Origin of the sequence: Vreelandella sp. F11, assembly GCF_042466685.1 — a bacterium.
Classification (GTDB): Bacteria; Pseudomonadota; Gammaproteobacteria; order Pseudomonadales; family Halomonadaceae; genus Vreelandella.
Genome location: NZ_CP170448.1, coordinates 1394402 through 1419588, shown reverse-complemented (window position 1 = coordinate 1419588; position 25187 = coordinate 1394402). Strand labels below are relative to the sequence as shown.

Sequence of the window (25187 nt, the reverse complement as noted above, 5' to 3'; positions counted from 1 at the left end):
GGGTGTTTGACATGACATCCTCCAGTGAGGAGACGTAGTGTATGAACAACCCCAATAATCCTGAGTCGTCTTCGACAACCAGCGACATGCAGACCGACTACGTGGTGGGTCAGGATAATATCAAGGGCCAATTTGGCCCCATCGGCTTCGATATCCACAACCGCGTTTTTGTCGTATCGGCGCTTGCCTCGGCCATTTTCATCATCCTCACCCTGCTGTTTCCAGAGCGTGCCGGGAGTATATTCCAGTCCGTTGTCTCCTTCTCGACGGGAACATTGGACTGGTATTTCATGATCCTGGTCGATTTCTTTATTCTATTCTGCTTAGCGCTAGTGGTTCTGCCCTATGGCTCGGTCAGGCTGGGCGGGGCGGATGCCCGGCCGGATCACAGTTACCTCTCCTGGTTCGCCATGCTGTTCACTGCGGGGATCGGCATCGGACTGCTGTTCTTTGGTGTGCTAGAACCGGTTTATCATGCCAACGTTTCGCTACCCTTGGGTGTCGAGTCTCCGTTTGGGGCTGATGGTGAGTTAAATCCAGCGGCTATTGCTGACGCCAGTGCATTGGGGCTCGCCGGCACCTATCTCCATTGGGGCATCCATGGTTGGGCGGTATATGTGGTAATGGCACTAGCACTGGGGCTGTTTACCTATAACAAGGGCCTGCCGTTCTCGATTCGCTCGGCGTTCTTTCCCATTCTCGGTGAGCGTGTCTGGGGCTGGTGGGGGCATGTGATCGATATCCTGGCAGTATTCTCCACCCTGTTTGGGCTGGCCACCTCCCTCGGACTCGGCGCCCAGCAGGCTAATGCGGGGATGAATTTTGTTTTTGGCCTGGAGGTCACCACCCTGACCCAGGTCATCGTCATCATTCTAGTCACGGGGGTGGCGTTGGTGTCGGTCTGGCGTGGTCTTGAGGGTGGCTTGAAGAAGCTCTCCGAGATCAACATGATTCTGGCCGTGCTGTTCTTCTTTTTCGTGCTCTTCGCAGGCCCCACTCTACTGGCCTTAACGGGATTCTGGTCAGGGCTGACCACCTATGTTACAGATTTTATACCTCTATCGGCCCCCTTCGGTCGTGACGACGACGCATACCGCCAGTCCTGGACGATTTTCTACTGGGCCTGGTGGATTAGTTGGGCACCTTTCGTGGGGATGTTTATCGCCCGCGTCTCCCGGGGCCGCACGGTGCGTGAGTTTATCCTCTGCGTTTTGCTGGTTCCCAGTCTGTTTATCTTTGTCTGGATGGGCGTGTTTGGCTCGACCGCCCTTGAACAGCTCTATGCTGACCCGGCGGGCAGCCTGGTTAAAGAGTATGTGATCGATAACTACAGGCCTGAGCTATCGCTGTTTGGCATGTTGAACGAGCTGCCGCTGACGGGCCTGATGTCGACCCTGGGTATCGTCCTGGCGCTGATCTTCTTTGTCACCTCATCGGACTCGGGCTCTCTGGTCATCGACACCATCACCGCTGGCGGTAAAATCGACGCTCCGCGGCCACAACGGATGTTCTGGGCGGTCATCGAGGGCCTCATCGCCATTGTACTGCTGATCGGCGGTGGCCTGACAGCACTTCAGGCGGGGGTCACCGCCACGGCGATCCCCTTCTCGATTGTGATGTTGCTGATGTGCTACTCGATCATCAAAGCCCTCAATGGTGAGCTGCGGCTTATTCGTAAGTGATCTCTGCAACCTGCAAGAAATGGTAAGAGGCCCCTACTGAAGTTAGCTAGGGCCTCTTATTTCAACCGAATCAGCCGCAAGCGCTTACGCAATACGCTGCTCGGTCTCGGCATCAAATAGAATCGCTCGCCCCATATCAATACGCAGCGATAAGCGCTCCCCTGCCACCACCGCACATTTAGGCCCAACGCGGGCAGTGACTTCCTGCTCGCCTAGCGGTAAACGTAGCAGAATATCCGCCCCGGTAGGCTCAACCACCGCCACACGGGCGCTGAGTAGCGTTCCTTCAGCTTGGGCGGTTAACCGCTCATCCTCTTCGCTGAAGTGCTCCGGGCGCAGGCCGAGAATCACCGGCTGATTTAATCGTTCAGCCATATCTGCGGCGATACGCTCCTCTGGCCAGGGCAGCACCAGTTCCTCCTCTCCTGGTGTGGTAATGCGTAGTTGGTAACCGCCTTGGTTATCTTCCAGCGTGGCGCGAATGAAGTTCATCGACGGCGAACCCATAAAGCCGGCCACAAACATATCCACCGGGTTGTTGTAGACTTCATCCGGCGAGCCGAGCTGTAGAATATGACCGTCGCGCATCACCGCAATGCAGTCTGCCAGGGTCATGGCTTCGACCTGATCGTGGGTGACATAAACAATGGTGGTACCCAGGCGCTGGTGGAGCTTTTTGATCTCGGTGCGCATATCCACGCGCAGTTTGGCATCCAGGTTGGAGAGCGGCTCGTCAAACAGATAGACCTTTGGCTCCCGAGCCAGCGCCCGCCCCATGGCCACCCGCTGACGCTGGCCGCCGGAGAGCTGGGCGGGCTTACGCTCCAGCAGGTGAGTAATTTGCAGCAGATCCGCTACCCGCTCCACGGCGGCCTCTCGTTCAGGTTTGGGCACTTTACGCATCTCCAGCCCGAAGCTGATGTTCTGGCGCACGGTCATGCTGGGGTAGAGCGCGTAGGACTGAAAGACCATCGCGATGTCGCGATCCGCGGGGGTGCGCCAGGTGACGTCTTCGCCATCGATATAAATATTGCCAGAGGTCACCGGCTCAAGACCGGCAATAGCATTCATCAGAGTGGACTTACCGCAGCCCGAGGGGCCAACCAGTATCAGGAACTCGCCGGAATCGATCGAGATGCTGACGTCTTTGAGCACCCGCTCGCTGCCAAACTCTTTACGCACGTTGTGGATTTCTAACGCTGCCATAATGAAAATCCTATTCTAAAGCGACTGACAAACTCCATTCATCTGGGTTGGTCAGAAGCAGCCCTCCGCGGGGGCGCTGTGAACCCATCCCTGGGCGCTACTTTCGCCATCTGACCGCCATGGATGGCGGAAATGCCGGAATTGTAGGGAACATTTTCCGGCCCTGGCGAAAGACCCCCGCTACGGGCTGCTTCTAACCTTCTAGAAATGGTTGCCACTCACCTAGTTGTTATTAGCCTTTAACGGAACCGGCTGTCAGCCCGCGTACGAAGTATTTTCCCGCCAGCACGTACACCACCAGGGTGGGCAGCGCGGCAATCATTGCCGCCGCCATATCGACGTTGTACTCGCGAACGCCGGTGGAGGTATTCACCAGGTTGTTAAGCGCCACGGTAACGGGCTGGGTGTTGTGAGCTGAGAACGCCACCCCAAACAGGAAGTCATTCCAGATTTGGGTGAACTGCCAGATCACCGACACCACGATGATAGGCGCGGAAACCGGTAACAAAATGCGCCAGAAAATGCGGAAAAAGCCCGCGCCATCCAGCTTTGCCGCCGATACCAGCTCGTTGGGAATACCCACGTAGAAGTTGCGGAAAAACAGCGTGGTGAAGGCAATGCCAAAGACTACGTGAACCAAAATCAACCCGGCGCGGGAGCTGGAGATACCCAGCCAGCCGAGGGTTTGCGCCATGGGTAGCAGCACCACCTGGAAGGGAATAAAGCAGCCAAACAGCATTAGTGCAAAGACTAACTCAGAGCCTTTGAAGCGCCATTTGGTCAGCGCGTAGCCGTTTAGGGCGCCAATGGTGGTGGAGATCAGCACTGCTGGAATCACGATCGCAAAGGAGTTCCAGAAATAGCCGCCAACGCCATCGCAGCGCATGCCGGTACAGGCTTCACCCCAGGCTTTTGTCCACGGCGCCAGAGTGGGGTTTTGCGGCAAAGACAGCAATGACCCGGCGCTGATTTCGCTCAGCGGCTTCACCGAGGTCATCAGCATCACCACCAGCGGCAGAATATAGAATAGCCCGGCGAGTATCAGCACGCTATAGAGCAGACCACGGCCCAGCCGCGCAGCGGGCGTCTGACGACGAATCACATTAGCCATGCTTGCGGCTCCTTAATTCGGAGTAGAGATAAGGAATCAAAATCGCCAGCACGCCGCCTAACATCAGCATGGCACTGGCCGAACCCAAGCCGATCTGCGCCCGGGTAAAGGCGTGTGCATACATAAAGGTGGCGGGCAAGTCGGTAGCGTAGCCCGGTCCACCGCCGGTGAGTGCGACGACCAGGTCAAAGCTCTTAATGGCAATATGGGCCAAAATCATTACGGCGCTGAACACCACCGGGCGTAGGCACGGCATCACCACGCGCAGATAAATCCGCGGCAGGCTGGCGCCATCCAGCTGTGCGGCTTTAATAATGCTGTCGTCAATGCCTCGCAGTCCGGCTAAAAATAGCGCCATCACAAACCCGGACGCCTGCCATACGGCGGCAATCACCAGGGTGTAAATGGCCATATCCGGGTCGACAATCCAGTCAAAGCGAAACGACTCAAAGCCCCAGCCCTGAACCATCGCTTGAATGCCCAACTGTGGATTGAGTAGCCACTTCCACACTACCCCGGTAACGATAAATGACAGCGCCATGGGGTAGAGGTAGATGGTGCGCAGCGCGCCCTCCTGGCGAATTTTTTGATCGAGTAGTATCGCCAGCAACGCGCCGATCACCAGGCAGATCACCACGAACAGCACGCCAAATATCATCAGGTTGGTCGAGGCAACCCACCAGCGCTCGTTGGCCATCAGGCGTGCATATTGACCAAAGCCGACAAAGTCATAGCTGGGCAGCATGCGCGAACTGGTGAGCGAGAGCACGAACGTCCACAGCATGAAGCCGTAAACAAAGAACAGCGAAATGGCCACCGACGGAGCCAGCACCAGGCGCGGCAGCCACGCCTGCAAACCGCCGGATGTCGTCGACTGCTTAGCGCCAGGCGCTAAGCGTTTCGCGGAGGTATTTTTCATGGGGAGGGAAGCTCTCATGGAGAAGTATCCTTGCCAAGCAACGAAGGCGCCGCCGTTGCGACGGCGCCTGGAGAACGTAAGGTCTAGAAAACCTTAGAAAGAGGCCGCTTGGGCAGCGCTCACCATCCGTTCTGCTGCTTCTTCGGCGGGCATATCGTCATCGTTGAAGTAGTTAGTCACCACGTCAAAAATGGCGCCCTGTACATCGGCACGTACGGCCATGCCATGGGCCATACTGGGCACTAGGCCGCCCTCTTCGGCGGTACGCTGGAAGTCAGCCAACGACTGCTGGGCACAGCTGTCGAATTCGCTCATATCAAGATCAGGCCGCGCTGGAATCGAGCCTTTGGCAAGGTTAAACGCTTCCTGGAACGTAGGCTCAAGCACCAGGCGTGCTAGCGCTTGCTGTGCTGCGCGCTCCTCGTCGTCGGTGACGCGGAACATGGCCAGGCTATCGATATTAAAGGTGAACGCATCTTCGGTGCCCGGTGCTGCCGCACACAGGTAATCTTCCCCGGCGGTCAGTCCGGCCGCGGTGAACTCCCCTTTGGCCCAGTCGCCCATAAGCTGAAAACCAGCAACGCCCTCAATCACCATGGCGGTAGCGACATTCCAGTCGCGCCCGGGCATGCCTTCATCCATCAGCTCGCGGGTACGCTTGAAGTCTTCAAGGGCGTCGATCATTTGTTCGCCGCCTAGTGCTTCAGGGTCTAGCGCTACCAATGCCTGCTGATAAAACTCGCTGCCCTGCCCACCCAGTAGCACGCTTTCAAATACCGTCGCGTCCTGCCAGGATTGACCGCCGTGAGCCAGCGGTACGAAGCCCGCTTCGCGGATGGCCTCACCTGCTTCAAATAGCTCATCCAGGGTGGTGGGCATCTCTACCCCTGCCGCTTCCAGTACGTCCGGATTGGCCCACAGCCAGTTGACCCGATGCACATTGACGGGAACTGCCACGTATTGACCGTCGTGGCGCATGATATCGGCCACGACTTCAGGGAGGAGCTCGTCCCAACCTTCCGCATCGGCCACGTCATTCAGGTCACCGAGCAATCCCAGATCCCCCCACTCCTGAATCTCGGGGCCTTTGATTTGGGCTGCTGAAGGCGGGTTGCCCGACATAGCGCGGGATTTAAGCACCGTCATGGCGGTTTCACCGCCGCCGCCTGCCACGGCAAAGTCCTGCCAGCCGTAGCCTTCGGCTTCCATTAACTCTTTAAGCACGTTGGCAGCACGGGCTTCCCCACCGGAAGTCCACCAGTGCAGCACTTCAACTTCATTCGCTTGAGCGGTAGTGGCTAGCGTGGCACCTGCCAGGGCAAGCGCGAGGGTCGTCTTCTTTAACGTCGACATGGAGTCACTCCTTATATTGTTATTGTCCTCTCGGACGTGCGACACCCAAGAGGTTACGCCAAGGCGAGCGTCAACGGGAGTTACCGAGTACTGCATAGTGTTGGGGTTTTATTACAAACCTGTAATAGTTTCCTGGCGGGGTAGCGAGAGAGTCACCACCAGCCCACCATCAGCATTGTTGGCGAGCGTAATATCACCACCGTGGGCACGGGCAATATGCCGGGCAATCCCCAGCCCCAGGCCACTACCGCCAGTATGTCGGCTGCGTGAGGGCTCCAGGCGAACAAAGGGCGAAAACACCCGCCCCAACTGCTCTTCGGGTATACCTGAGCCGTGGTCGCGAATACGCATGGTGACCGCATTACCGTGATCAACGATTTCCACATCCGCCTGCTTGCCATAGAACACAGCATTCTCAAGCAGGTTCGCCAAGCAGCGCTTAAGCGCCAGCGGTTTGGCAATCAGCGCTGCAATAGTGTGACCGTTTTTAGTCTCGATCGTGACCTTGCCACCCTGAAGGCTAAGCTCTTCGGCCAACTCTTCGAGCAGGTGTGTTAGATCAACGGGGGCAGGCTCTTCATGCAGATCCAATCCTTTCACCGAGGCCAAGGCGCCTTTAACCAAGCTATCCAGCTCATCCAGAGAGGCGCAAAAACGCTCGCGCTGATAGTCGTCATCGAGCATCTCGGCGCGCAGGCGCATACGGGTTAAGGGGGTCTTTAAATCATGGGAAATCGCCGAAAACAGCCGTTCTCGCTCCTCAATCTGCTCGCGAATACGCCGCTGCATACGGTTGAACGCCGCGGCGGTGGCGGCCACTTCTTTGGGGCCGCTCTCCCGTAGTGGCGGCATATCCAAGTCATCGCCCAGCTGATTCGCTGCCCGTGAAAGCCTCGCCAATGGCCGGGTGACGCTGGTGATACCCAACAGAGACAGCGCCAGCACGCTTAGCAGCACCAGTAGCCCGACCAGCAAACGCTCCTCAGAGAGCCAGCGATAGCCGCTGAAAATATCCGGTACGCCAAGCAGGGTAGCAACGTAAAGCCAAGTGTCTGGGGCAAGTTCCAATTGAACCACTAAAATCGGCGGCGAGAGTGGCTCCATCAGCAGGCTGTGCTGCCCCCAGCGGGGTGGCAGGTCGTAGAGAAGCACTTCGTTATTGAGCACCCGCAGGTTTTCCGGGCGGGAGAACTCGACAATCACATCCTCGATATTGAGCTGCTGAGTGAGCACCGAGCGCACATTATTCACCACCACCTCTTTTTCCGGCCCCGAGCCGATATCGTCGATGTTGAGCCTGCGTTCGTTGACGCTAACAAAAAAGCGCGTACCGCCCATATTACGCAGTTGATCCAGCACGATATGGCGGTAGTCCACTGGCAATGAGCGGAAAAACTTCATGGTGGAGGCGATGCTAAACGCCATATTGGTGGAGAGCTCATCCAGCTGTGCCAAGTGGCTGGAGCGCACCTGGGACGTCCAGATGGCGTAACTGGCCCCCTGGGCCACTAGCACGCCGGCGATCATAATAATCACAAAGCGCCCGCGCAGGGATGCTGGCAGCCATCGGGATAAGCGGCGCCTAGTAGTTGCCCACCGCTCCCGACTCACGTTAATGCGTCTACCTGAGCGGTTAATACGTAGCCCGCCCCGCGCACAGTGCGAATCAACTGCGAGTGCTGGGCATCTTCACCCAGCCGTTGGCGCAGTCGGCAAACGTGAACATCAATGGAGCGGTCTAACGGCGGCGCATCCCGCCCACGGGTCAGCGCATAGAGATCGTCCCGAGAGAGTACCTTGGCCGGGTGCGCTAAAAACACCTGCAGCAGCTGAAAATCCGCCCCGGAAAGTGCCGCACGTTCCCCCTGCAGATCAATCAGCTCGCGGGTCATGCGGTCGAGCTGCCAATTCCCAAAGCTCACCCAGCGCGCCTGCCCGGCGGGCAACTCAGGCGGTGCACAACGGGTACGCCGCAGTACTGCTTTAATTCGCGCCAGCAACTCGCGGGGATTAAACGGCTTGCCCAAATAGTCATCAGCACCCAGCTCCAGACCAAGAATGCGGTCGGTCTCATCGGCACTGGCGGTCAGCATGATGATCGGCACATCGCTGTGCTTGCGGACTTCACGGCAGATAGTAAAACCGTCATCACCGGGGAGCATTAAATCGACAATCAGCAAGTCGGGGGCGTGTTCAGCACGCAGAGAATGCAACGCCTGCGCGCCGTCCGCTGTGAATACCCGATAGCCGTGGCGGCCCAGGTAGTCCGCGAGCAGTTCACAAATTTCCGGATCATCATCGACCACAATCAAAGTAGCGGGGGGTGTCGTCATCGCAGCGGTTGTCGCCCTACGTTGTTGTCGTTTTATTGGGCCTTGATGATGGTCGAGGGGCCAAGCAGTAGCAAGACCGCTACGACCAAGGTTGCATTAGCGTTAATCGTTGACGAAAACCACGCGCTCGTTGGTGCTTAAAGCCCAAACCGCTTTTTCAGCCACACAGCAACGGCCGCTTCGCCATGGTGACCAATGCGCTCAGCACCGCTTACACGATCAAATAGCGCCGGGTGGGCGTTGGCCATGACTTGGGCCTCCCCTGCCAGGTCAAGCATTTCGGTATCGTTAAGGTTGTCGCCAAACGCTAAACAATCGGCGGGCGTTAAGCCCAACCGTTCCAGCAGTGATGATAGCGCCACGCCTTTGTTGACCCCACCGGCCATGATTTCCAGCGAGTCAATCGTGGAGTAAGTAATATGCAGGTTGTCGCCGTGAGCTTCTTGCGCCTGGGCTTCTAGCTGTTTCAGCGCATTTGGATCGCCTAGATAGAGCACTTTGCCTACACCGTTAGTGTCCATTTGCGCGGGCGGCACGACTTCATAGCCAAACCCTGTGGAGGCGTGAAGTGATAATAAGTGCGGGGCCTCTGAATCAATATGCCAACCGCTTTCGCGATAAAGGTTAAGCCGTACTTGAGGCGGACGCGGAAGACCAATTAGCGTTTTTGCATGTTCAGGCTCAAGGTGATTAGCCGCCAGCAAGGCATCTTCCGGGTCGTGAACATAGGCGCCGTTAGTACTAATCAAGTGTGCGGGAATATCCAACTGATCACGAAACACCTTCATATCGTAGTAGTGGCGGCCAGAGGCGAGCGCGACATGATGGCCTTGCTTCACCAATGCCCTCAGCACCTCTACAGTGCTTTCGTGCAGGGTGTGGTCGCTTCCTAATAGGGTTCCATCCAGGTCAGAAACAATCAGGCGAGGTGTCATAGCGCGCTCCGTGAGTATGGTGCTTTAGCTTAACCGATTGATTCCTGGGACGCCTAGCCGTCGCTGGCTAGGATGCCAGGCCCAATGGCCGCTCCACCTCGCAGGCTCGGCCATTGGGCAACATCAATGGGATGAAAGCCCCAAGGCGACCGCCTCTGCTTGTTCATCCAAGATTATATGGATCACACCTCGCTGCAGTCGCTGCACGCCGTGAGCACCCAGGCCAGCCAGCTCCGTCTCGTCTAGCACAGAGGCATTGGCTAGTTCCAAACGCAGTCGAGTGGATGCCACCGCCGACGCACTACGCACATTGCGTTCGCCGCCCAGCGCTTGCTGCCAAGCCTGACGAGTCTGAGGTGTTATGGGCGCTATGGCGGTTGACGGGAGCGCTTCGGCGTTAGGCGACCCTGGTTCGGCAGGCTGCACCGGTGCTTCACCAGTGGCGCTTAGCGCGGCGCGTATATCATCAACCACTGCGTCGGCAATAGGCCCTACAATGACCTGAAGTCCACCGCCTTGAAGGCGCAGAAGCCCTCGTGACCCCAGCGTCTTGAGAGCCGACTCGTCGATAGCATCAGGGTTATCCAATACTAAGCGAAGCCGAGTCGTACAGGCGCCAACGCTTTGCAGGTTTGCTGCGCCCCCCAGAGCGGCAACAAAAGCCGGGCCTCGCTCACTGGGGGCAGCCTCCGTCCCAACGGGCGCTACTGTCTCTGGGTCACGGCCCGGCGTCGGCAGGTCGAAACGCACAATCGCCCAGCGGAAAATCGTGTAGTAAATAACGAAATAGGCCAACCCTACCGGCAACATCAGCCAGCCGTTGGTAGAAAGACCATAGGAAAGGGCGAAGTCGAAGGCCCCAGCGGAAAAAGTGAAGCCCAGTTTAACGTCAAGCCAGTGCAGCAGAGCCACTGAGACACCGGTCAGCAAAGCGTGCATGACATAGAGCAGCGGCGCCAAAAACATAAAAGTGAATTCAATGGGTTCAGTGACGCCGGTCAGAAAAGCGGTCAATGCCAGCGATAACAGAAGACCGCCCACCTGTGCACGTCGTCCCTTCGGCGCTGCATGGTACATGGCCAGCGCTGCGGCTGGCAGGCCGAACATCATCACTGGGAAAAAGCCGGCCATAAAGCGGCCTGCGGTAGGATCACCTGCGAAGAAGCGATTAAGATCCCCGCTCACTACCGCCCCAGAAGCCGTCTCAAAGCTGCCAAACACAAACCAGACCAAGCTGTTGAGCACATGGTGCAGGCCAGTAACGATTAACAGCCGGTTGAGCATCCCGTAGACAAACAACCCTAACTCACCGGCATCGATCAACCACTGGCCTAATAAGTCAATGCCATGCTGAATGGGCGGCCAGATTATCCCAAAGGCGAACCCCAGAACCACAGCAGTAAGGCCGGTGACAATAGGCACAAAGCGCCGCCCGCCGAAGAAAGCCAAGTAGTCTGGCAGTTGGATTGCTTGGTAGCGGTTATAAAGCAAACCCGCCACGCTCCCGATGATGATGCCCGCCAACACCCCCATATTAATCTCTGGATTGAGAGAGTTCAGCACTGCATCGAGAACCAAGTAACCAATGACACCGGCCAGGCCCGCTGCGCCATTGCTGTCATTGGCAAAACCCACCGCCAAACCAATGGCAAAAATCAGCGCCAGGTTAGCGAATATTGCTTCGCCCGCACTGGCGATAAAGGCAATATCCAGCAGATCGGGCTGGCCCAGACGTAATAGCAAGCCAGCAATAGGTAACACCGCAATGGGCAGCATCAGAGAGCGGCCCAGTTGCTGTAGCCCGCCCATCATGCGGGCTCCAAAAGTCATAATAGCCATATCAGCACCTCGCGAAGGGAGTTGTTATTGGAGAGGCCTCATTATCCAGGGCCAGCAGCTCGCCGAGGCGCAAGCGCACCGAGACTGCATCAGGTAAGGCCAGTAGCTCCGGGATGTTGGCTGCCAAGGCGGCGGTGTCCAGACGGCGCAAAGCAGCCTTTACCGCCGGTATTCGTGCAGGCTCTACTGAGAGCTCATCGACCCCCAGAGCCACTAGCAAGGGAGCAGCCAGTTCGTCACTGGCCGCACTACCACATACGCCGACGGGACAGCGCTTGGCGGCGCCAACGACCGTCGCTTGGATCAGACGCAGTACCGCCGGGTGCAGTACATCCGCCCGGCTAGCCAGCGCTGGATCTTCACGATCCATGGCCAGGGTGTACTGGGTTAAGTCGTTTGTGCCAATGGAAAGAAAATCTGCCTCGTCGGCAAGATTGGCAGCGCATAGTGCGGCGCTAGGCACTTCGATCATGGCCCCTAACCGCGGCCGTTCACTCAGCCCTAGCTCCGCGGCCAGCGCCTCTAAACGCTGGCGCACTTCGCGTAGCTCGGCGGCCTCGCTCACCATAGGCAGCATGATATGCAGCGCTTTCAATGGGGTAACGCCCAGTAACGCTCGTAGCTGTGTCTCCAAAAGCTCAGGATGGCTCTGCCAAAGGCGCACGCCGCGTACTCCTAACGCGGGGTTAGGTACGGATGGCAAACGTAGATAAGGAAGCTGCTTGTCGGCACCGATATCCAGCGTGCGAATAATCACTGGTTTACCGTCTAACGCCTGTAGAGCGGCTTGATACTCTTTACGCTGTAATTCCTCGTCCGGAGCGCTATCTCGCTCTAGAAACAGAAACTCGCTGCGTAGTAGGCCTACGCCATCGGCGCCTGATGCTGCCGCTAGGCGCGCTTCCTCGGCGCCACCAATGTTAGCGCGCACCTCAATAGTACGTCCGTCTAAGGTAATGGCTGCCTCATGAGCGGCCGCCCGCGCCGTCTCGGCTTGCTGTCGGCGAGCCTCAATTCGCTCAGCCATCTCGGCCAGTTTTATCGGCGTTGGCTTCAGTGCCAAGCAGCCTTTCTCGGCATCTAGGATGACGCTTCCAAGGGAGGCTTCATGAGCGGCTTCCAATAGCCCCTGCCCCATAGCCACGAGACAAGGGATACCTCGCGCCCGCGCCAGTATCGCCACATGAGAAGTAGTTCCTCCACCGACGAGGCAAAGCCCCGCCGGGTGCTGGTCAGCCACGGCCACCAACTCCGACGGGGTTAAATCCTCCGCCACCAAGATGGTGCCTTCAGGCAGCTCAGGAGCTGCCTCTTGATGATCGTCGCTCAGCACCGCCATCACACGTCGCTGCAGGTCGCGCAGATCCGCGACACGGGCAGCAAGCAAGTCGTTACCGCTAGCAGCAAGCCGCTCTGCTTCAGCGTCTAATGCTTCCCGCCAGGCTTGGCCAGCACTGCGGCCATCACCAATCCGCGCCTCTGCCGCCGCGACTAAGTTGGGGTCTTCAAGCCAAGCGCCATGGGCTGCAAAGATTTCCGCCTCGGCGACCTGCCCTTGGTGTACCGCCTGCACCTCGGCTTTTGCTAAGTCTTCACTGATACGGTTCAGTGCCTGTTTAAGGCGTGGGGACTCTACGCTTCCACCTTCGCCCTCGTAAGGTACGCTAGGCAGTGGCGGTTGATAAACTATCAGCGGGCCAGTCGCCAAGCCATAGCTGGCGACCAAACCGGCCAGCTCCCCTATCCCAAGGGGTTTTTGAAGCCCCTCTGGGGGCTTGCCAGCGGAGTGCTCCTCGGCTTCGGGGGTAGTCAGCAATGCTTCAGCGGCGTCCAACGCGGCTTTCCCCCGAGCTCCCTGGGCTCTCAGACGCAAAGCGCTGCCTGCAACCAAGCCAAGGTTCATTAGCGCACTTAAGCTTTCGACATTAGCGCCAGCACCTTCTGCCGCAGGCTCAAGGTGTACTTCCAAATTAACATCGTACTCCCGTGCAATGGCTCTTAGCCGCGCTGCAGGGCGGGCATGCAACCCTGCCGCTAGAGCGAGCGTTAGGCAACGCTCAACCATTGGGCCTTGGGTCGTCGTCGCTTCTTCCTGCTCCGCTACAGTGCGAGTAAGCACCAACAGCTCCTCACCAAGAGCAACTCGCTTACCCTTGCCATGGCGGGGCGGCAACAGGCGCCAGCCAGCGGGTTCGGTGACCACTATGGGCGTGATAAGCGCAGAGGCACCTAGCGCCAGCACATCGGCGTCAAAGCGGCACAGCGGTTCACCGGCGCGGACTTGGTCGCCAACCGCCACCAAGAGTTCGATGCCCTGGCCCTGCAATTCAACAGTGTCCAGTCCCAGATGTATCAGCAGTTCTAGTCCAGCGTCGGTTCGCAGAGTCAGAGCGTGCCGAGTGCGGGCACACTGCACGATCTCGCCATCGCAGGGGGCATGCAGGCACTCGCCTAGCGGGTCAAGGGCAATGCCCTCACCTAGCGCTAACCCAGCGAAAACAGGGTCGGGCACCTCGTTAAGAGGGATGACCAACCCTTCTACAGGGGCTAGCAGGGTTAAGGTTTGACTTGCATTGGACATGGGAAGACTCCCGCTTTGTCTTTGTTATTAGCTATCAGCTATTAAAGTGTGCAGGTGACCTTGTTAAGGTGCCGGGGTCGATCCGGGTCACTGCCCCGGGCCGCCGCTAGGGCTGCCACCATGACGTAGAAGCTTTGGATAACGGACAGCGGCTGCAGGTCGTCGTGGCCCGCGCTCACCAACGTTAGTTGGCATTTAGCCACGCTCGCATCAGCCACCAGTAACACCTTGGCCCCAACGCTCTCTAGCCATTCGGCCAGCGTTAGCAGCCCGGCCTGCTCCGGGCCCGGCGGCGCAAATATCAGCACTGGGTAGCCAGGGGCTATCAACGCCATCGGGCCGTGGCGAACTTCTGCTCCGCTAAAGGCCTCGGCCTGAATGGCACAGGTCTCTTTGAATTTAAGCGCCGCCTCTTGGGCAACCGCCAGGCCAGCCCCCCGGCCAATGACCATCATCCTGTCGGCTGACTGAAATGCCTCTACCGCAGGCGTCCAATCTTGCTCAAGCGCTTTTTCCAGGCGCTCTGGCAATCCCTCCAGGGCGCTTAATAAGCTGCGATTCTCGCTCCAGTGACCCAGTAGTTGAGCCATGGCAGAGAGGGTAGCCAGGTAACTTTTGGTGGCCGCAACGCTCTTTTCCTCCCCGGCATGGAGAAGAATCTCTGTACCACTGGCAGCTCCCAGCGGAGACTCGGGTGTATTGAGCAGCGCCAACGTGCGAGCACCGCTGGTCGCTAACGCCTGCTGGGTAGCAATCAAATCAGGGCTCTGACCTGACTGGGAGACCGCCAGGGCCAGATGGCCACTAGCCTGCCAAGGAGCCTTGGCCAGTGTCGTCAAGGAAGGGGGTAGCGAAGCCACCGGGATGCCGTTTTGCTTCATGCACAGATAGGCAAAGTAACTGGCGGCATGGTCGGAGCTTCCGCGGGCCACGGTTACCGCTGAAACCGGCGGCGACTGACGCAGTTGCTCGCCCAAGTCAGCCATCATGGGTGCATTTCGCCGCAGTTGATCCCGAATAATTTCCGGGGCGCTGCGGGCTTCATCGAGCATCAGGGACATCAGGCACCTCCTAAGATAGAGCGGCCCTCTACGAAGACCGCCTGGAGTTGGAGTTGAGGGTCAAGAACAACGAAGTCAGCCGCAGCGCCTTCCTCAAGACGACCAATATCACCAAGCCCCAGAAAGTCAGCGGGAATGCGGGATAGGCGGTCAGAAGCCTCAGCCAGCGAAAGTCCGAGGCTTACGAAGTTACGCAGCGCCTGATCCATGGTCAGCGTGCTACCGGCCAAGGTGCCGTCGGCCAACCGTACCCCACCTAGGCATTTGGTGACGGTCTGCTCACCCAGGCGGTAATCGCCGTCAGGCATGCCAGCAGCGGCGGTGGAATCAGTCACCGCATAGAGATTAGGGATGCAGCGCAAGGCCGTAAGGATGGCACCAGGGTGGACATGCAGCAGGTCGGGGATCAGCTCGGCGTACTCGGCATGGGCCAGCGCCGCCCCCACCATACCGGGCTTACGGTGGTGTAGGCCGGTCATGGCATTGAATAAGTGGGTGAATCCGCAGGCACCATGAGCCAGCGCCTCGACCCCTTCTTCATAGCTACCCAGAGTGTGCCCCAACTGCACCCGCACGCCTCGATCGCTGAGGTGGCGAATCAGTGCCATATGACCGGAGAGTTCTGGAGCAAGGGTAATCAGGCGAATCGGCGCCAGACTGCAAAGTTCGTCTAGCTCCTCGATCAACCCCGTCCGGGCATAGGCTGGCTGGGCACCTAACTTGCCAGGGTTGATATAAGGCCCCTCCAAATGCACGCCCAGCACTTTGGCTGCCAGGGGTGCGGGTGCCTGCATATAAGCCGCGATATCCCGCAGCGTCCTTCTGATGTGGTCATCTGGCGCCGTCATGGTAGTGGCCAGCAGCCGAGTGGTTCCGAAGCGAACATGGGTGCGGGCCAAGGTAGCCAGCGCCTCTCCTCCCTCCATAACGTCAGCGCCACCACCGCCATGCACATGTAAATCGATAAAGCCGGGGAGTATGCGAGGATGATCGTTGGAATCAGGGTCTACCGGCTCGCCGCTGATACCCTTGATACGCTCCCCTTCCCAGTGAATATCTCCCAGGCGCCAGCCCTCGGCGGTCAGGATATTGCCAAATTGCATAAGGTTTCCTAGCGAGTCAGTTCGACCATAAAGTCGTAGTAATCGGTGCGGCAGTAAGTCACCGTAAGCTCTGCTGGCGTGCCATCGGCCAGATACCCTAGCCGAGTGATCTTAAGCAGCGCCTGCCCCTCGGGCACTTCGGCGAGCACCGCTAGTTCTGCGTCAGCGTTGATGGCGGTGACATGCTGCAGGGCTCGAGCCATTGACTTACCGCTGGCTTCCAGTACCGCATAGAGAGACGTTTCTACTGCTTGGGGATCGGGCAGCACCGATACAGGCAGGCAGCTATCCTCTACCGCCATCACCACCTCATCCGCCAAGCGTAAACGCTTAAGGCGTGCCACCTGGGCATCGGCTCCCAAACCAAGACGCATACTCTCTTCCGCATTGGGGGTCGCCAGCTTGCGCTCTAACCATTGAGAACTGGGCGTAAAACCACGCTGAGTAAGTAGCTCGGTGAAACTCACCAATCGGGTTAACGACTGATTAAGTCTCGGCGTGATGAAGGTGCCAGAACCACGGCTACGACGAATGAGCCCCAGCTCAGCCAGACAATCCAACGCCTTACGCGCGGTAATACGCGAGACATTGAGGGTATCGGCCAAGCTCCGCTCTGAAGGTAGCGCCTCGCCGCTCTCCCAGGCACCCGTCTCGATGGCATTCTCCAACTGACGGGCTAACTGCTGGTAGAGCGGTGTCGCGCCCTGCGGGTCAAGGCGCAGGTGGCTAAAGCGTGGATCCATGGATATCTCCGTACAACAAACAATACCAATTGAATACCAATATAGACATAATTCAATACCAATCAAGTGCCAATTATCAACTACCACAACCGAATAGCCCCACTCCACTCTGCCCACAGGGTAATTACCCAGCTAACGGGGAAGATGTAGGTTATTGATAAATCGAGAACAAAAAGAACTTCACATAGAGACAATTGGCGCAGCCTGCGGGAATCCGTATAGTGGCACCCTAACTCTCGCCAACTGATTGAGCTCATGCTTCAGAACAACGCCATGCTTGCCCAGCTCAAGCAACAGATTCGTCAAACCACCCCCCGCGCTGAAGGGGTGATCAAAGCCACCGACAAAGGTTTCGGTTTTCTCGAAACCGACGACGGTGAATCCTATTTCGTGCCGCCGCCCGCCATGAAGCAGGTGATTCACGGTGATCGCGTGGAAGGCGTGATTCACGAGAACGGTGACAAAAAATCTATTGAGCCTGAAAAGCTGATTGAAGCTGGGCTGGATCGGTTTGTTTCCCGCGTGCAGAAGCGCGAAGGCCGCCTGTCCGTCGTACCCGACCATCCGTCGATTAAAAATGTGATCAAGGCACGGATTAAGAACAGCCTTGATGAAGAGAGCATTGCTGACGGTGACTGGGTCGTTGCGCGTTTGGTACGTCATCCGCTAAAAGCCGACGACCGCGCCTTCTTTGCCCAGATTGATGAGTTGGTGGCTAAAAGCGACGACCCAGCGGTGCCGTGGCGCGTTACGCTGGCACGCCATGCGCTGGAGCAAGAGTGCCCCGATGCGGGCACCGACTGGCCGCTGATGGATGAAGGTCTGACCCGCGAAGACCTGACCGCTACGCCCTTCTTCACCATTGATGGTGAGAAGACCCGCGATATGGACGATGCGCTGCACGTGGCTACCCGCGCTGAAGGCGGCTGGCAGTTGAGTGTCGCGATTGCCGACCCTACCGCTTACGTGGCAGAAGGCCATGCGGCCGATTTAGAGGCCCGCACTCGCGCTTTTACTGTCTACCTGCCGGGCCAGAACGTCACCATGCTACCCGAGCAGCTAGCGGATGACCTCTGCTCATTGTGGGAAGGTAAGGATCGCCCCGCTCTGGCCTGTACGCTGGATATTAATGCCGACGGTAGCATGGGCGATTACCGCTTTTTTGCGGCCAACGTAAAATCCCACGCCAAGCTTGTCTATGACAACGTCTCCGACTGGATCGAAGGTCAAGGCGACTGGGCACCCGCAGATGAGATCGCCGAGCAGCTTACTGCGCTGCGTGATTTGACCGAGGCGCGTACCGCTTGGCGTAATAAACACGCGCTGGTGTTTAAAGACCGTCCCGACTACGTGTTTGATCTCGATCCCGCCGGTAATGTACTGGCGGTGCGCACCGAAGAGCGCCGCATTGCCAACCGCATGATCGAAGAGTCGATGATTGTGGCCAACGCCTGCTGCGCGGACTTCCTTGCTCAGCACATCGGTCACGGTATCTTTAACGTGCACCGTGCGTTCGAGCCGGAAAAGGCCGAAGCCGCCCAGGAGTTCCTGGCAGGTCAGGAGATCGTGGTTGAGCGCGAAGCACTGACCGAGCTTGCCCGCTACACCGAGCTTAAGCGTGCGCTGGAAAGCCGCGACGACGCTTGGCTGGATGCGCGTCTGCGCCGTTTCCAGGGCTTCACTATGATGTCAGCTCAGCCCGGCCCGCACTTTGGTTTAGGCTTGGCTGCCTACGCTACCTGGACATCGCCGATTCGTAAGTATGGTGATATGGTCAACCACCGTTTGATCAAGCGCGTGTTGAAAGGCGAACAGGCGCCCGCCGAGGCTACCCAGCAGCTCACCGAGCAGCTGACTGAGCGTCGCCGCCTGAACCGTATGGCCGAACGCGATGTGAAGGATTGGCTCTACGTGCGTTACCTGACGCCCTCCGCACAGAACCAGGACACCTTTGAGGCCGAGATCATGGCCATCAACCGTGGTGGTATGCGCGTTCGTCTGCTGGAAAATGGCGCGACGGCGTTTGTGCCCGCTCCCTTGATGCACAGCGACCGCAGTAAAGTGGTCATTGACGATAAAGAGGGTCGTATCCAAATCGAGGGTGAAGAACGTTATAAGCTTGGCGATCCTATTCGAGTAGCACTGACCGAAGCCCGCGAAGAGACTCGCTCGCTGGTGGCTAAACCCGCTGAGTAAACCGAACGTGTTGTTTCATCGCAAAAACCGACAACGGCGCCTAAGGGCGCCGTTGTTGTTTCAATGCGGGCACACCCCGTTTGCTTTTATTAAGCCTGGCGATGCTGAAAAAAGAAACGCAGCATTTCCTTGGTGGCATCGGGGCCTTTCGGGTCGGTATAGCTTCCTTTCGTGTTGCCACCCGACCAAGCATGGCCCGCCCCGTGTACTCGCCACTGCTCCAGGTGCGGTTCGCTCTTCGCATTGTGGTAAGTGGTACAGGTGTAGCCGTGACCATTCGCTACCTTCCCCTTCTCTACCGTCGCCCCTGTTTGACGCGATGTAGTGTACTGAGCGGCCACGCGATCCGCATTACTGGGGTGTACGGTGGTGTCGCGGTCGCCATGAAAAATAATCGCCGGCACATCCGACGCCCACCCGGCTCCTTTTGCTTTGTTACCGCCACCGAGAGGCCCTGTGCCGCCCTGCATGGCCCCTAAGGCATCTGGAAGACTCTTGGCCACACCATGGGGCAGCCCAGAGTGCACGCCTACCGCCGCAAAAAGATCAGGGTAGGTCATTGCCAGAGTGGTCGCCATGGCGGCGCCTGCCGAGAGCCCTGCCACATAAACACGGGTGGTATCGAGCCCATAGGTGTCGATGATCATGCGAGTCATACCCGTCAGAATCTCTGGCTCACCGCCCTCACGCTGCTGGTCTTCGGCCTTGAACCAGTTCCAGCACTTGGAGTTGTTGGCGGTCGTCGGCTGGGCCGGATAGAGCACACAACACAGTTGCTCTTCGGCCAGCCGGTTCATATCGGTTCCAGCAGCGAAGTCATCGGGATTCTGCGTGCAGCCATGCAGCATAACCACTAGCGGCAGCGCTTGCCCGTGATAGCCGCTGGGGATATACAGCTTGTAATCACGTGTTCCGACGCGGTTGCTGAAACTACCGGCCTTGAAGGCGCCTGCAGAAGGCGGCGCCTGTGACGCTGGTTTCGTAACCGTGTCTTCTTTATCGTTCACCTGCCAGGTTCCATCGAAGGTATTGCCACCTCGGCAAGCCCTGTTCGGCGCACCTTCACGCCTTGCTTCGGGCACACCACCCTGAAGAAGAGCCATGGCCTCGTGCAGTCTTCCCGCGCGGGTAAGTCGCGTCGCTTCTTCCATTCGCTTTGTCATAGTGGCATCGATCATTTTCAATATCCTTATTCAATGATTATGTTTGATTGCGTAGTACATGACTGAGTGCATGACTGAGTGGTGACTCATTCAGTGAATCCGACCCACCAGCGCGGCCTTAACCGCCTTACTGGCATTTAAAGCCCCCAACACCACCACTGACTCAATAGTGGCAAGGGCAAGCTCCGGCGTTACATCGTCGGCAATACTGGCCATACCCAGCACCTGAATCTGCAACATCTCCCCTGCCGACTGCAGGGCCTCCAAATCGGCACGACTATAGTGCTCAAGCCCTAGCACAAACGATTTGCGGGTGACGGTCTCTCTCACTACATCAGCATGGTTTGCCAACTGATTGCGGATAGCCGTCCGGATCAGATCGGTTCGGTTGGAGTAAAACCCCTCCTGTACCAGCAGGTCGATCTGCCCCAGATCAACAACCCCCAGGTTGATAGTAATCTTCTCGCTAGAGTCGCCGCTCTTGCGGCGCAGTTCGTGCACGCTCATTTGTGAAACCTCGTTGTGCTCGTCATTGAACATCTCATTGGCACTATAGCACCTAAATAGACTCCATATGCCATCCACATGGATGGTATATGCAATAATTTAAGCTCATAAATAGTCCAGCGCACAGGTTCAAGTGTCTTCGAACTGACTTATTTCTCCTTTATGGTGAAACGATGACACTCTTTGGGGTTGGAGGTTAGCTTGCACATTGCTGATGTGACGATGTTTCATGCCCCCGCCAGCGGCGGTGTACGTACCTACTTACAGGCTAAACACCGCGTTTTTTCACACCTCCCACAGCTGCGTACCAGCCTGCTGGTACCGGGGGCAGAGCGCGATAGTTTGGGCGACCACCACACTTTACCGGCGTTACACCTGCCCTTAGGTCAAGGCTATCGTTTTCCGTTACGAGGCTCGCCATGGCGTGATGCCCTGGTCGATCTAAAGCCAGACGTTATTGAGGCAGGCGACCCCTATGTAACCGCTTGGGCGGCACTCGAGGCAGGTCAACGGCTTGGTGTGCCAGTGGTCGGTTTCTATCACTCCGACCTCCCACGTCTGATGGGAGACCGCTTTGGGCGCTACGTTGAGAAACGCTTAACCCGCTATGTCACGACGCTTTATAGCCAGTTTGATAGCGTGCTGGCGCCCTGTAACGCCATGGCTAACCGGCTTAGGGATTGGGGCGTCGATAACGTCCGCGTTCAGCCATTAGGCGTCGATTTAACCCAATTTAACCCCCAGCAGCGTGACGATACTTTCCGCAAAACCATGGGCATACCCAGCGATAAAAGGCTGCTGATCTTTGTGGGGCGCTACTCACGCGAGAAAAATATTGATGTACTGCTGGCGACGATGCGCCAGCTAGGCAGCGATTACCATCTGCTGCTGATGGGCCCCGGCATGCCACATCACGTACCCAGCAACGTCACCATTGTGGATCGCTGTTGCGGCGCCCATGAGGTAGCCAAAGCCCTGGCCAGTAGCGATGCCCTACTGCATGCAGGCACCCGGGAGACATTCGGTTTAATTGCCCAGGAAGCCATGGCGAGCGGTATCCCCGTAGTCGCTGCCCGCTCTGGGGCGCTGGCCGAGAACGTGCCATTGGGCGCAGGGATTCTATGCAAACCCCTTGATCCCACTGCCATGGCTGAGGCGTGCGTGGCGCTGTTCAGTAATGATATCGCCGCCAGTGGACGCTATGCGCGCCGCCATGTGGAGCGTCACTTCAACTGGGATGGGGTTATGCATTCACTGCTTGAGCATTATCAATACCTTTGTCACGGCAGCCAACCGTATGCAATCCACCAACACCATTAATCGCCGCCAGCTACTGAAGTGGCGCCCTATCCATGGCGTACTGATTGCCTTGGCACTCATCGCCCCGCTGGTGCTCACCGTCTGGCTGGGAGGCGCACTGGCACTGCAGCGTGTAAGGCATTTTCCCCTCGAACTGTTGCTTTTAATGCTTTTGCTAGCGTTTCTATGCTGGAATCTTAATGCGCTGAGATTGCGTTTGATGCTGGGCGGCCGGGCAGGCAGGCTCGGGCAACGCGGAGCACTCGGCATTGAGCTGGCCTCCAAGTTTGCCCTGTGCGCGACCCCAGGCGGCAGCGGTGGGCCAGTCACCCTACTAATGCTGCTTGCCCAGCGTGGCTTTCCACCCGCAAAGGGCGCGGCGATATTCCTGATTGATCAAGGCTGTGACCTACTGTTCTTCATGGCTATGCTGAGCGGCTTAGTGGTTTTCTCACTTTTCAGCAATACACAATGGCCACACCAATCGCTCATACAATTTTCACTGGTTGGTTTAGTGCTGTTGGCAACGCTGGTCGGTATGCTCATGCGCTTTCTACCCAGCCTACTGCGTGCCGGTGGCGTTATAACAAGCTGGCCCAGTCGTTACCGGCGTCGCTGGCTGGCACGACGTTTATTAAGATGCCGACACGCGCTCAAGGTCACTCTTAAGCTACCTCGTAGCATACTGATCGCTATGCTTACGCTGACGGCGTCGCATTGGCTGATGCGTTATAGCCTGCTCTATTTAGCAGTGCTGGGGGTAGGCGGCCATGCAGATTGGATGTGGACGTTTTTAACCCAAATGCTGGCCATGGCGGCCAGCCAGTTTAGCTTTCTGCCTGGAGGCGCGGGTGCTGCGGAGGTAGGCGTGGGTACTCTGTTGCTACCGCTGATGGAGCGCGAACAGGCCGCTGCAGCGGTACTGATATGGCGGCTGGTCAGCTACCATTTATATTTGGCGGCGGGCGCACCGCTGTTTGTGCTGTACAGCTATCGCATGCTGCGCCGATCACCGGCACGGTAGCGCAAATGAATAAGGGCGCCCCGAGGGGCGCCCTTATCGCGTGCAGCTAAACGTCAGTGACTTACCAGCCAGTGACTTCTTTCAGCGCATCGCCGATTTCCGCCAAAGAGCGCACGGTTTTCACACCAGCGTCTTCAAGGGCAGCAAACTTCTCGTCAGCGGTGCCTTTACCGCCAGAGATGATTGCGCCCGCGTGGCCCATACGCTTGCCAGGAGGTGCAGTCACACCGGCAATGTAGGAAACCACAGGCTTGGAAACGTTGGCTTTGATGTAAGCCGCGGCTTCTTCTTCCGCCGTACCACCGATTTCACCGATCATAACGATGGCTTCGGTTTTCGGGTCTTTCTCGAACATCTCAAGGATGTCGATGAAGTTAGAGCCCGGAATCGGGTCGCCACCGATGCCCACACAGGTAGACTGACCAAAGCCGTGATCAGTGGTCTGCTTAACGGCTTCATAGGTCAAGGTACCAGAACGAGATACGATACCTACGCGGCCCGGCTGGTGAATATGACCCGGCATGATGCCGATTTTGCATTCGCCCGGGGTGATAACACCTGGGCAGTTGGGGCCGATCAGGCGTACGCCCAGCTCGTCGCACTTCACTTTGGCTTCGAGCATATCTAGCGTGGCGATACCTTCAGTGATGCACACAATCAGCTTGATACCGGCGTTGGCCGCTTCAAGGATTGAGTCTTTACAGAACGGCGCCGGTACGTAGATAACGCTGGCTTCCGCGCCGGTTTTCTCTACCGCTTCTTTCACGGTGTTGAAAACGGGCAGACCGAGGTGCTCCTGGCCGCCTTTACCCGGCGTAACACCACCGACCATTTGCGTACCGTAGGCAATCGCCTGCTCGGAGTGGAACGTGCCTTGGCCACCGGTAAAGCCCTGACAGATGACCTTGGTGTTCTTATCGATCAGGATGCTCATTACTTGCCCTCCGCCGCTTTAACGACCTGCTGAGCCGCGTCGGTCAGACTGGTAGCCGCGATAATGTTCAAACCGCTAGATGCTAGTTTTTCAGCACCCAGCTCGGCGTTGTTACCTTCCAGACGTACGACAACCGGTACGTTGACACCCACTTGCTCAACGGCACCGATAATGCCTTCAGCAATCATGTCGCAACGTACGATACCGCCGAAAATGTTAACCAGTACGGCTTTAACATTGTCGTCAGAGAGGATGATTTTGAACGCTTCAGCCACGCGCTCCTTGGTGGCGCCGCCGCCAACGTCCAAGAAGTTAGCGGGCTTGCCGCCGCTCAGGTTGACGATGTCCATGGTACCCATGGCCAAACCTGCGCCGTTAACCATGCAACCGATGTTGCCATCAAGCGCGACATAGTTAAGTTCCCACTTCGCCGCATCGGCTTCGCGCTGATCTTCTTGCGAAGGATCGCGCATCGCCTGCAGGTCAGGGTGACGGTAGAGCGCGTTGCTATCCAGACCCAGTTTGGCGTCGAGGCAGTGTAGATTGCCCTCTTCCGTTACCACCAGCGGGTTAATTTCCAATAGCGCCAGGTCTTTATCGTGGAACAACTGAGACAGACCTAGGAAAATCTTGGTGAACTGCTTGATCTGGTCACCTTTCAGGCCCAGAGCAAAGGCTAGCTCACGCGCCTGGTACGGCTGTGCGCCGACCAGCGGATCGATTTCAGCTTTCAGAATCTTTTCCGGCGTCTCTTCTGCAACTGTTTCGATCTCAACACCACCTTCGGTAGAGGCCATGAAGACCACACGACGGGTAGTACGGTCGACAACAGCACCGAGATAGAGCTCGTCGGCGATATCAGTGCAGGTTTCAACCAAAATCTTGGCAACCGGCTGACCTTTTTCGTCAGTCTGGAAGGTCACCAGGTTTTTGCCTAGCCACTGTTCAGCAAATGCTTTGGCTTCAGCCGGGTCTTTAATCAGTTTAACGCCACCCGCTTTACCACGGCCACCGGCGTGCACCTGGGCTTTAACCACCCACATGTCACCACCGATTTTTTTGCAAGCCTCTTCGGCTTCTTCGGGAGTGTCGACTGCAAAGCCTTTAGACACTGGTAAACCATAATCGGCAAACAGCTGTTTACCTTGATACTCGTGAAGATTCATCGATTCATGCCATTGGTTGCATGTGACTCGAA

Annotated in this window: 20 protein-coding genes; 4 read left to right on the top strand and 16 right to left on the bottom strand. The window is 57.5% G+C overall.

Translation table 11 applies throughout. From position 1 onward, the window contains the following. Positions 1 to 41 precede the first annotated feature (41 nt). Entirely contained in the window at positions 42 to 1682 is a 1641-nt protein-coding gene (locus ACFIOZ_RS06400; protein WP_386082855.1) for a BCCT family transporter, read from the top strand. An 84-nt stretch (positions 1683 to 1766) separates the two neighbouring features. Here the strand turns inward: ACFIOZ_RS06400 and ACFIOZ_RS06395 are convergent, their stop codons facing one another. The 12 genes from ACFIOZ_RS06395 to ACFIOZ_RS06340 all read right to left on the bottom strand — a co-directional run bounded on the left by ACFIOZ_RS06395 (position 1767) and on the right by ACFIOZ_RS06340 (position 16866). Continuing rightward, a complete protein-coding gene (locus tag ACFIOZ_RS06395) occupies positions 1767 to 2888 on the bottom strand; it encodes an ABC transporter ATP-binding protein (protein WP_386082854.1) in 1122 nt (373 codons plus the stop codon). 232 nt (positions 2889 to 3120) lie between these two features. Continuing rightward, positions 3121 to 3999 carry a carbohydrate ABC transporter permease gene (locus ACFIOZ_RS06390; protein WP_386082853.1) on the bottom strand — a complete coding sequence of 293 codons (879 nt, stop codon included), beginning with the start codon at positions 3997 to 3999 and terminating at the stop codon, positions 3121 to 3123. Further along, positions 3992 to 4918, bottom strand: a complete 927-nt coding sequence (locus tag ACFIOZ_RS06385) for a carbohydrate ABC transporter permease (protein ID WP_386084003.1) — start codon at positions 4916 to 4918, stop codon at positions 3992 to 3994. The genes ACFIOZ_RS06390 and ACFIOZ_RS06385 overlap by 8 nt, the downstream gene beginning before the upstream one ends. 93 nt (positions 4919 to 5011) lie before the next feature. Further along, a complete protein-coding gene (locus ACFIOZ_RS06380) occupies positions 5012 to 6271 on the bottom strand; it encodes an ABC transporter substrate-binding protein (protein WP_386082852.1) in 1260 nt (419 codons plus the stop codon). 111 nt (positions 6272 to 6382) lie between these two features. Beyond that, complete coding sequence (locus ACFIOZ_RS06375) at positions 6383 to 7798, bottom strand: ATP-binding protein (protein WP_386084001.1); 1416 nt, start codon at positions 7796 to 7798, stop codon at positions 6383 to 6385. 80 nt (positions 7799 to 7878) lie between these two features. Further along, complete coding sequence (locus ACFIOZ_RS06370) at positions 7879 to 8604, bottom strand: response regulator (RefSeq protein WP_386082851.1); 726 nt, start codon at positions 8602 to 8604, stop codon at positions 7879 to 7881. A 137-nt stretch (positions 8605 to 8741) separates the two neighbouring features. Continuing rightward, positions 8742 to 9539, bottom strand: coding sequence for an HAD family hydrolase (locus tag ACFIOZ_RS06365; RefSeq protein WP_386082850.1), 798 nt, complete (start codon positions 9537 to 9539; stop codon positions 8742 to 8744). 123 nt (positions 9540 to 9662) lie between these two features. Then, positions 9663 to 11378, bottom strand: coding sequence for an N-acetylglucosamine-specific PTS transporter subunit IIBC (gene nagE / locus ACFIOZ_RS06360; protein ID WP_386082849.1), 1716 nt, complete (start codon positions 11376 to 11378; stop codon positions 9663 to 9665). Position 11379: 1 nt separating this feature from the next. After that, the gene (ptsP, locus tag ACFIOZ_RS06355) at positions 11380 to 13959 is read right to left on the bottom strand and encodes a phosphoenolpyruvate--protein phosphotransferase (RefSeq protein WP_386082848.1); all 2580 of its coding nucleotides are present in this window, start codon (positions 13957 to 13959) and stop codon (positions 11380 to 11382) included. A 41-nt stretch (positions 13960 to 14000) separates the two neighbouring features. After that, a complete protein-coding gene (locus tag ACFIOZ_RS06350) occupies positions 14001 to 15020 on the bottom strand; it encodes an SIS domain-containing protein (protein ID WP_386082847.1) in 1020 nt (339 codons plus the stop codon). Then, complete coding sequence (nagA, locus tag ACFIOZ_RS06345; RefSeq protein WP_386082846.1) at positions 15020 to 16123, bottom strand: N-acetylglucosamine-6-phosphate deacetylase; 1104 nt, start codon at positions 16121 to 16123, stop codon at positions 15020 to 15022. The genes ACFIOZ_RS06350 and nagA overlap by 1 nt, the downstream gene beginning before the upstream one ends. A gap of 8 nt (positions 16124 to 16131) precedes the next feature. Further along, positions 16132 to 16866 (bottom strand): GntR family transcriptional regulator, encoded by a 735-nt coding sequence (locus ACFIOZ_RS06340; RefSeq protein WP_386082845.1) that lies wholly within the window; start codon positions 16864 to 16866, stop codon positions 16132 to 16134. A gap of 255 nt (positions 16867 to 17121) precedes the next feature. Here ACFIOZ_RS06340 and ACFIOZ_RS06335 point away from each other — a divergent pair, with 255 nt between their 5' ends. Beyond that, positions 17122 to 19062, top strand: a complete 1941-nt coding sequence (locus tag ACFIOZ_RS06335) for an exoribonuclease II (RefSeq protein ID WP_386082844.1) — start codon at positions 17122 to 17124, stop codon at positions 19060 to 19062. 89 nt (positions 19063 to 19151) lie between these two features. Here the strand turns inward: ACFIOZ_RS06335 and ACFIOZ_RS06330 are convergent, their stop codons facing one another. Further along, on the bottom strand, positions 19152 to 20240 hold the full coding sequence (locus ACFIOZ_RS06330) for an alpha/beta hydrolase family esterase (protein WP_386082843.1): 1089 nt from the start codon (positions 20238 to 20240) through the stop codon (positions 19152 to 19154). Positions 20241 to 20315: 75 nt separating this feature from the next. Beyond that, on the bottom strand, positions 20316 to 20732 hold the full coding sequence (locus ACFIOZ_RS06325; RefSeq protein WP_386082842.1) for a CopG family transcriptional regulator: 417 nt from the start codon (positions 20730 to 20732) through the stop codon (positions 20316 to 20318). Positions 20733 to 20933: 201 nt separating this feature from the next. On the opposite strand from ACFIOZ_RS06325, the gene ACFIOZ_RS06320 reads away from it, so the two are divergent. Both ACFIOZ_RS06320 and ACFIOZ_RS06315 read left to right on the top strand, forming a co-directional pair. Beyond that, on the top strand, positions 20934 to 22052 hold the full coding sequence (locus ACFIOZ_RS06320; protein ID WP_386082841.1) for a glycosyltransferase: 1119 nt from the start codon (positions 20934 to 20936) through the stop codon (positions 22050 to 22052). Further along, positions 22030 to 23055, top strand: coding sequence for a lysylphosphatidylglycerol synthase transmembrane domain-containing protein (locus ACFIOZ_RS06315; protein ID WP_386082840.1), 1026 nt, complete (start codon positions 22030 to 22032; stop codon positions 23053 to 23055). The genes ACFIOZ_RS06320 and ACFIOZ_RS06315 overlap by 23 nt, the downstream gene beginning before the upstream one ends. 61 nt (positions 23056 to 23116) lie before the next feature. Here ACFIOZ_RS06315 and sucD read toward each other — a convergent pair whose 3' ends face one another. Together sucD and sucC are read right to left on the bottom strand one after the other, a co-directional pair. Continuing rightward, positions 23117 to 23989, bottom strand: coding sequence for a succinate--CoA ligase subunit alpha (gene sucD, locus ACFIOZ_RS06310; RefSeq protein ID WP_007111115.1), 873 nt, complete (start codon positions 23987 to 23989; stop codon positions 23117 to 23119). Next, positions 23989 to 25155 carry an ADP-forming succinate--CoA ligase subunit beta gene (sucC, locus tag ACFIOZ_RS06305; protein ID WP_180092170.1) on the bottom strand — a complete coding sequence of 389 codons (1167 nt, stop codon included), beginning with the start codon at positions 25153 to 25155 and terminating at the stop codon, positions 23989 to 23991. Before sucC ends, sucD begins: the two co-directional genes overlap by 1 nt. Positions 25156 to 25187: the final 32 nt, after the last annotated feature.